7 protein-coding genes are annotated in these 9,043 nt (G+C 47.9%); 6 read left to right on the plus strand and 1 reads right to left on the minus strand.

Annotated elements, in window-relative coordinates:
* The first annotated feature begins 424 nt into the window (after positions 1-424).
* The 6 genes from queF (at position 425) to aroB (ending at position 7,993) form a co-directional block, all read left to right on the plus strand.
* The gene (gene queF / locus QZ311_RS11805) at positions 425-895 is read left to right on the plus strand and encodes a preQ(1) synthase (RefSeq protein ID WP_297068296.1); all 471 of its coding nucleotides are present in this window, start codon (positions 425-427) and stop codon (positions 893-895) included.
* 34 nt (positions 896-929) lie between these two features.
* A complete protein-coding gene (gene queC / locus QZ311_RS11810; protein ID WP_297068299.1) occupies positions 930-1,577 on the plus strand; it encodes a 7-cyano-7-deazaguanine synthase QueC in 648 nt (215 codons plus the stop codon).
* Positions 1,578-1,614: 37 nt separating this feature from the next.
* Positions 1,615-2,526 carry a DUF5715 family protein gene (locus QZ311_RS11815; RefSeq protein WP_297068303.1) on the plus strand — a complete coding sequence of 304 codons (912 nt, stop codon included), beginning with the start codon at positions 1,615-1,617 and terminating at the stop codon, positions 2,524-2,526.
* A 53-nt stretch (positions 2,527-2,579) separates the two neighbouring features.
* Positions 2,580-6,122, plus strand: a complete 3,543-nt coding sequence (locus QZ311_RS11820) for a hypothetical protein (protein ID WP_297068307.1) — start codon at positions 2,580-2,582, stop codon at positions 6,120-6,122.
* A complete protein-coding gene (locus QZ311_RS11825; protein WP_297068309.1) occupies positions 6,119-6,880 on the plus strand; it encodes an HAD-IA family hydrolase in 762 nt (253 codons plus the stop codon). The genes QZ311_RS11820 and QZ311_RS11825 overlap by 4 nt, the downstream gene beginning before the upstream one ends.
* A 69-nt stretch (positions 6,881-6,949) precedes the next feature.
* The gene (gene aroB, locus QZ311_RS11830; RefSeq protein WP_297068312.1) at positions 6,950-7,993 is read left to right on the plus strand and encodes a 3-dehydroquinate synthase; all 1,044 of its coding nucleotides are present in this window, start codon (positions 6,950-6,952) and stop codon (positions 7,991-7,993) included.
* A 28-nt stretch (positions 7,994-8,021) separates the two neighbouring features.
* Here aroB and QZ311_RS11835 read toward each other — a convergent pair whose 3' ends face one another.
* Positions 8,022-8,777 (minus strand): porin family protein, encoded by a 756-nt coding sequence (locus QZ311_RS11835; RefSeq protein ID WP_297068314.1) that lies wholly within the window; start codon positions 8,775-8,777, stop codon positions 8,022-8,024.
* Positions 8,778-9,043 lie beyond the last annotated feature (266 nt).

The raw sequence follows: 9,043 nt of genomic DNA on the forward strand, positions 1-9,043 counted from the left end.
GACGCTTGAGGTAGTAGATTACTGAAAATGTACTCTTCATTGTCCTTAATTTTTGGGTTTCAAAATTAGTTGGTGAAGAGTCCGGTGTTGGTACGCAAAACGGGGAGGAACGGCGCAATCTTTTTCCGTAACCTGATTTTTCGCATGAGTTATGGATAACTCACTATTCCTTAGAGCCTTGTTTCGCTATTCGTACCCGTTTGTCGCATTTTCGGGCATGGTTACGAACAAGTAACGTAGCGGCGTCAGGATTTGGCTTCGGCAGGGATTGTAATGGCTTCACGGATTATCGCCACTTCAACCAAAACCCTTGTAACTCAATTCTATCACTATATCTTTCCGCATTTCACTTTTTTGTAGTAACTTTGCATAAGAAATAACACAAGAGGCTGACTGTCAATCAGCCTTTAGCAATCCAAACAAAATGCGCAACGAATCAGAACTTACCGGAGTGTCACTGCTCGGAAACACCGGAGTGAAATACCCGACTCAATATGCACCTGAAGTACTTGAAACATTTGTCAACAAACATCCTGACAATGAGTATCTCGTCACTTTTACCTGCCCCGAATTCACATCCCTGTGCCCGAAAACAGGCCAGCCGGATTTCGCTAAAATCCTGATTTCCTATATCCCCCGCGAAAAAATGGTCGAAAGCAAGAGCCTGAAGCTCTACCTGTTCAGCTTCCGTAACCACGGTGATTTCCACGAAGATTGTGTCAACATAATAATGAAAGACCTCATCGCACTCATGGATCCGCGCTATATCGAGGTCAAAGGCATCTTCACTCCACGAGGAGGCATAGCTATTCATCCGTTTGCCAACTATGGCGACAGCGAACATCAGGAAATGGCCAGACAACGTATGTTGGCATCATTTCCCGATAACTTCTAAACAACATCCCACATCAAACGTTTAAAATAAAAAAATGGCAAAAGACACCCTACTTGTGCTCTCCGGTGGCATGGACTCCGTCACAATGCTCTGGGAATACGTCGACTCGATAGCTGCCGCTGTGACATTCCAGTACGGCTCGAACCATAACATGCGTGAAGCCGAATGCGCCAAATGGAACTGCAGTCAACTCAATGTCAAATGGTATGAAATCGACCTGTCGTTTATGGGAAAATATTTTGAAAGCTCCCTTTTAAGCGGCGCTGAAGCTATCCCGGAAGGGAATTATGACGATGACAATATGCGGTCAACGGTAGTCCCCTTCCGCAATGGCATCATGCTGTCGGTAGCAGCAGGTCTCGCCGAAAGCCTCGGTCTCAGCAAAGTCATGATAGCAAATCACTCGGGTGACCATGCAATCTATCCCGACTGCCGTCCTGACTTCATAAAATCAATGAAAAATGCAATAGCCGACGGCACATACGAACATCTTGAACTCGTAGCTCCCTATACGAATCTTACAAAAGGCGAGATAGCATTACGCGGGAAAAATCTCGGCGTCGATTATTCACACACATATTCATGCTACAAAGGCGGTGAGCATCATTGTGGCAAATGCGGAACCTGTGTCGAACGTCGTGAAGCACTGGAGTTTGCCGGCATAAAACTGGAAAACGACTGATTCCTTCCAACTTCTTATCCGACACAGAACAATCCACATGCAGCAAGCATCGTACGGCACTCCTAAACGAAAACAACGCAGACGATTCAGCCTGAAGAAAACCCTCAGGCTATTCCTACCGCCGATTTTGTTCATCACACTCTGTGTGGTGATGTGCACGCCCACACGTCATTCCGAATCCGACGGGACGGCAATTGTCTCAACAACAAAAGCCGCCAGTGACGAAACCTCTCCTGATACCGAAATCGAGAATGATGTCAAACCGATAGATCAGGAAATTCCGACCAACGTCCAAGATTTGGAGACCGATACCGTCAGCCGACATCTCACCCATCTCGATGAAATGCCTGAGCCAACCGAACGAATCAAGGTGAACTACTTTGGAAATATGCGTCAATATTTCAATGACAGCAACTATATCCACTGGCAGGAAGCCGAACTCATAGGAATAGAACCTCTGACCGACACGCGTTCACATTGGAAACTGAAAGAACCGATCGTCAAAGTGACAAGCTGTGAGGATTTTTTCATTGATTCCCTCATCTATTCCCGCCCCTATCTCGTCCCCATAGCGGCTGCGAGACTTCACGAAATCGGACGCAGATTCCGCGACACAATCGCATCGAGAGGTGGAGGTGACTACCGCATAAAGGTCACAAGCCTGCTAAGGACACCACGAACAGTCAAACGCCTGCGAAGGCGTAACCGCAACGCGGTCGACTCGTCGGTCCATCAGCTCGCCACGACGTTCGACATCTCATATGCGACCTTCATTGCCGACAACAACGACAACCCTCGCTGTGTCGACGACCTTAAAGGGATACTCGGTGAAGTGCTGAAAGCCATGCGCGAAGAAGGGAAACTTTGGGTCAAGTATGAACGAGGCCAACCATGTTTCCACATCACTGCCCGCAAAAAACAGCCTATCGAAGCATCGAAAGAAAATTAATTTTGATATAAAACTAATTGTTGCAATAGTTTATAACAGACACAAGCCTCTCAATGAACGAACAGACATCTCAAAACGTCAATTCCGGCACTGTAGGCAAGGAGAACAACGAAAAGCCACAACGGCCGTCAAAGAAACGCCCCGTATGGATAAAAATCCTGCGAGGTGTGCTCTGTGGCATAGCCGGTCTGATTGCCGTTGTGCTTATTGCAATCACAATAGCCGTTTCATATCTGAAGCCCGAACGTCTGACTCCTTTAGTGGAAAAATATGCCAATGAATATGTCGATGCCGATATCAGCATCGGGCGTATTGAAATTTCATTCTGGCACACTTTTCCACGATTCGAACTTGATGTCACAGATCTTTCTGTCAAAAGCAGGCTTATGTCAACACTGTCGCCCGAAACTGCCGACAGGCTTCCCGTCTGGACAGATTCACTCGTGACACTCCACAGATTCAACGGTGCGATAAACATCCCTAAGCTATTTGCCGGAAAAATCGCGCTCTACGACATCGTCATCGACAGACCTGAAATCAACATCGTTCAGGCAACACCACAATGCTCCAACTTCGACATCTTCCCGACGGAAGAAAAAGAAGCTGAACACAAGGAAACAACGGTATTCATCTCCGATTTCTCGTTTGAGACATTCGAAATACACAATGGCATGTCGGTGCGCTATCTTTCCCTCCCCGACTCCACTGATTTCAGCATCGGCCTGACCACTACAAAGCTAAGCGGCGACAATGCTCCTGACTATTCAGTCGACATCCACGGACTGACATCGGCAGCCGTGTCAGATTTCACGATTAAAAATCTGAGTTTCGGAATAGGCGGCGACATCCGATGGAGTCAATATGATCCGCAGAAATTGTCGCTCGACAATTTCATGGTAAGCGCCGGAAAAGTAAACACAACTCTGTCGACAGACATCAGCTTTGCAGATGGCCTGCAGATAGAAACATTCAATTTCCTTCTTCCCCGAACCCCCGCCTCAGATATAATCGAGCTTATACCTGAGGACATGCGCAAAGAAATCACAAACCTGAAAGCCGGCTTCGACCTTAAACTCGGCCTACAGCTCACACAGCCTTTCAGGCCAGCCGTAGATTCCATCCCGTCGATGAGTATCAACCTCGAAATTCCTGAAGGCCAAGCCGCTTACGAACAACTCCGGCTCTCACGTTTCGCTCTGACAGCAAATGCAGAAATCGACGGTTCAAAACTCGATGCCTCAACGATAACCGTTGGAAAACTGCTTGCTATCGGACAAGGCGTAGGGTTCGAACTTAACGGTAAGATAGACCATATCATCAGCGATCCAGCCGTTTCGGGTGAATTCAAAGGTGGAATTGAAATCAACAGACTTCCAAAGAAACTCCTTTCAGAGCTGCAATGCGAAATCGATGGCTCTTTCCGCGCAAACAGCAAATTTTCACTGCGCAAAAGCTATCTTGACAAAAATAATTTCCATCGTATACGTCTGACAGGAGACGCCACACTCAAAAATTTCAAAGCCTCCATGCCCGAACTTCCTGCCGAAGTCTATTCGAAGACAATCGAACTCAAGCTCGGGACAAATTCCTCATTCACGCGCGGAGACATCAGTGTGGATTCACTTCTGACTGCATCATTGAAAATCGACACAATATCAGCCGGAATAACAGGAATGATTCTACAGGCCTCAGAAGTGAAAATGGGTATCGGATGCCAGAACACCGCATCGTCAGCCGACACCAGCATCATCAACCCGATTGGAGGCCGGATTGTGGCAGACAGACTGCTGTTCAAATCAACCGAAGACTCAACAAGAATCCGTCTGCGAAAATCGACAGTCGGAGCGACACTCCGTCGCTATAAAGGCGACAAGACAAAGCCCCAGCTCATACTCAACCTCGCTACCGACGGCGCTTTCTACGGCGACCGTCTCAACCGCGCGCTGCTCGGCAAATCTCGCCTGATTGTGACAGCCTACCCGTCATCATTAACACAGAGGAATCGACGCTCACATCTGATTGATTCTCTTTCAGCAGCCCATCCGGAATTGACTCAGGATTCACTAAAAGCCATGGCTTTGAATATACGCAAGTCAAGGATGAAAGCCCTCTCTGCAAAAGATAGTGCGGCAGTGGCCGAAGGCGAAGTAATCGACATCAGTATCGACAATTCGATGCGCCGGCTATTGCGCCGATGGGAAGCAAAGGGAATCTTGAAATCGGAACGTATGCGAGTCTTCACTCCTTACTTCCCACTCCGCAACATCCTGAACGACCTGAATGTCAGGTTCAATTCCGACTCGTTGACAATAACCGACACGCGCTTGCGTGCCGGACAAACGAGTCTTGTGATGAACGGCTGCATAAGCAACATAACGAAAGCACTGACTTCGCTTAACCACAGGCAGCCACTCCGGCTTGATTTCACCCTTGATGGCGACACCATAGAAGTCAATGAAATAGCAGGTGCGGTCTTTGCCGGAGCAGCCTTTGCCGAAAGCGACACGACAGGAGTATTCATCGCCCAAGAGTCGGATAATGAAAAAGCACTGCAATCGTCAGTCGAGACCAACTCGGCCGACTCAATGGCAACCCTTGTCATCCCCTCCAACGTTGAAGCGAAAATTGATGTGAAGGCAAACAACATTGCCTATTCCCACATTATGTTCCGCGACTTCAAGGGACAGCTCAATGTCTATCAGGGAGCTATCAATCTCGAACAGCTGACCGCCGCCACCAATGTCGGCGGAATCGACCTCAACGCTCTTTATTCCGCACCGTCAAAAGAAGACGCGTCGTTTGCATTCGGATTGCAAATCAAGGATTTCCATATAAAGCAATTTCTTGAACTTGTCCCCGCGATTGACTCGCTTATGCCCCTACTCTACGGCATCGATGGAATCATAAACGCCAACATAGCTGCCACCACGCGCATAAACGACGGCATGGACATTGACATCCCCTCAATGAAAGCAGCCATGAAACTGTCGGGCGACAGTCTTGTGCTAATTGATGAGACCACGTTTAAGCAGATAGGCAAATGGCTGATGTTCAAAAACAAAGAGCGCAACGTCATCGACAGTATGAATGTCGAGATGATTGTCCAGAATTCACAGCTTGAGATGTTCCCGTTCATATTCGACATTGACCGCTACCGCCTCGGAGTCATGGGAACTAACGACATGGCTATGAACCTGAAATATCACATCGCCATCCTCAAATCACCGCTCCCGTTCAAATTCGGAATAAACATATCAGGCAATGTCGACGACATGAAGATAAGGCTCGGAAAGGCAAAGTTCAACGAGAAAAACATGCCTAAATCAGTCGCAATCGCCGATACGACACGAATCAATCTCGTAAAGGAAATCGGAAACATATTCCGGCGAGGTGTGCGCGACGCCAATCTCGGCACACTCGACTTTTCGGGGCTTCCTGAATCAGACTCGTCAGAAAATCATAGCGCAACCGATACTATTTCACACAGCGACTCTCTCTATTTTATCAGGCAGGGCCTCATCGCTCCCCCTGACACCACGACACATGTCATCACCAGACCAGAAGAAAACAAAAAAATAAAAAAAGCAAAGAAATGATACCACCCGTTCCATTTTCCAATGAAATCCTCCGTTTTCTTGACCGCCATCATTTTGAGCGTCTCACTCCACGCGCGGCTCTGATTGACATGGACGGCACTCTGTATGACTCGATGCCCAACCACACTAAGGCATGGTACAGGCTGATGACCGAAGCAGGAGTCGAATGCACTCCTGAAGAATTCTATCTCTATGAAGGACGGACAGGCGCATCGACCATCAATGCCCTATTTAACAGAGCGTTTGACCGCGATGCCACAGACGAAGAAAAAGAGTCGCTCTATAGGCTTAAGACTGAATATTTCAGAGAGTTGCCGGCTGTAAAACCTATGCCCGGAGCAGCCGATATGCTCAACACACTCAAAGAAACAGGCCTGCAACGCGTACTGGTCACCGGATCTGGACAACGGTCACTCATCGACCGCATTTCCGCCGACTTCCCGGGCATATTTCAGGAAGACAAAATCATTACCTCGCGCGATGTCACTCATGGCAAACCTCATCCCGAACCATTCATAAAGGCCATGCAGCTTGCACGTGTAAGCCCCTCTCAGGCCATAGTCATCGAAAACGCACCGCTCGGTGTGGAAGCCGGTGACCGCTCAGGCGCTTTCACCATCGGAGTGACCACTGGCCCTATCCCACGCGAAGCTCTTGAAGAAGCCGGTGCTGCAATCGTTTTCAGCTCCATGCCTGAATTCGCACGCCTTCTCCCCTCTCTGCTGCTGTCAATGCTGACTGTGACAAAAGAGGTTTAGGAGCAATGCAATCCGACTAAAAATAACCTCAAAACCACATCCTCAACAAACTCAACCCTCCATACAATCATGCAGAAAATACTTTACACAAACTCCGTCAGTGAAGCAATCGGCCATCTGGTAAATGAGATCAATCCTTCAAGCGTCCACATCATCACCGATACGCATGTCGAACGCGAAGTGCTCCCGAAACTCGCACTCAGCTATCCTGTCATATCGGTAGAACCGGGCGACACGAACAAGAACATTGAATCGCTCACCAAAATATGGGCCGGACTCATCAGTCAGGGGGCTACACGAAAATCACTTGTCATAAACATCGGCGGAGGCGTCGTGACGGATATGGGCGGCTTTGCAGCGGCCACCTACAAGCGAGGCATACGCTTCATCAATGTCCCGACAACCCTGCTGGCCTCAGTCGATGCGGCAGTCGGAGGCAAGACTGGCATCAACTTCGAAGGGCTGAAAAATGAAGTCGGAGCTTTTGCCCCGGCCGACGCGGTGGTCATCTCAACCACCCTCTTCTCCACACTCCCGACAGAGGAGATGCTCTCGGGATATGCCGAGATGCTGAAACATGGCCTGCTGTCATCTGAAAAAGACTACACCGAACTGCTCGGATTCAACATCCTTGACGCCGACCTCGAACGCCTGCTCCCGCTGCTTGAAAAAAGCGTCAAGGTCAAAGAACGGATTGTCGAAGAAGACCCCCGTGAAAAAGGAATCAGACGGGCTCTGAATCTCGGACACACAACCGGACATGCGTTCGAATCGCTTGCCATACATAAAGGTGCGCCAATCCCCCACGGACATGCCGTCGCCTATGGAATACTCGTCGAGATGATACTCTCACACACCCTTGAGTCATTTCCTTCAGAGGAACTCTACAGATATTCCCGTTACCTCAAAGAGCAGGGCTACGGCACTCCTGCAATCACCTGCGATGACTACCGAAGCCTGATTGAATACATGCGCCACGACAAGAAGAACGACACTTGTGACAGCATAAATTTTACGCTCCTGTCGTCGCCCGGTCATGTATTGATTGACCGCACAGCGTCAGAAGCGCAAATTCTCGCGGCTTTCGACATATTCCGTGACCTTATGGAATAATAGCCGCGACAAGACGGTAGTGGATTTTTCAGAGGACGTAACCGATAGTGGCAAAGAGCCGGATATTGTGGGATGTCGGTTTCACGATACCGTTGCTCTGAGCCACATTGCGGAAACCGAACTGACTTCTCAGCCCGACTGAAATCTTGTCCATGAACTTTATGCTTGTGGCCAGATGAAGTCCTGTATCGAAATTGCGATATGAATTCAGGAACGCCTTGTCATTATCATAATAATCAGTTTTCAGATTAGTGATTGATGTCACAAGCTGACCGAGGTCATTGACAGAGGCATTATATATGGTAGACTTCTGCGAACCACTCGTGCCGAAATCAAAATAAAGACCGCCATCGACATTCCATCTGACATTATCAGCCACGTTGAAACCGAAGCTGACATAGACAGGCACGTTGAATGACCGGTAGCTGTTTTTGATGAACACATTCGAGACATTAGGCTTCCCGTCGGCAGTAACGGCCATATCCATCTTGCCGGAATTTCTGAGATAGTTCAGCTCAGTACCAAGTCCGATAAACGATGAAAGATTGAATTTGACACTCACACCGAGTCCCCATGCAAATCCCATTGAACTGTTGAGGTCGGAAATTTCACTATATGTGTCCATATAGTTGTTTGTGACATGACTTCCACCAAGAAGCAGATGCACTTCTGATTCAATAAACTTATCAGCCTTGCCATGCTCTATAAACTGGGCGTTTGACCTGAAAGGCAACAACATGAACAGCGGGAGAAGCAATATGGATACAAAATCTCTTTTTTTCATAATCATAATTAATGTGATGAGTTTGGTTTATTGATAGGAATCTGCAATCTTAAATTTCGGCTTGTGCCTGAATTTCTCCGTTTTGGGAAATCAAAATTACATGAATTAAGCGTGAAAAGCAAACATGAAAGATAAAATTGAGAAAAATGGTCAAATTTTTTTGCACAATTGAATAATTATTCCTACCTTTGCAGAGTCAAAACAAAGACAGAACGGCTCCTTAGCTCAACTGAATAGAGCATCTGACTACGGATCAGAAGGTTACA

The sequence above is a fragment of the uncultured Duncaniella sp. genome (assembly GCF_910578445.1).
In the GTDB taxonomy this organism is placed as follows: Bacteria; Bacteroidota; Bacteroidia; order Bacteroidales; family Muribaculaceae; genus Duncaniella.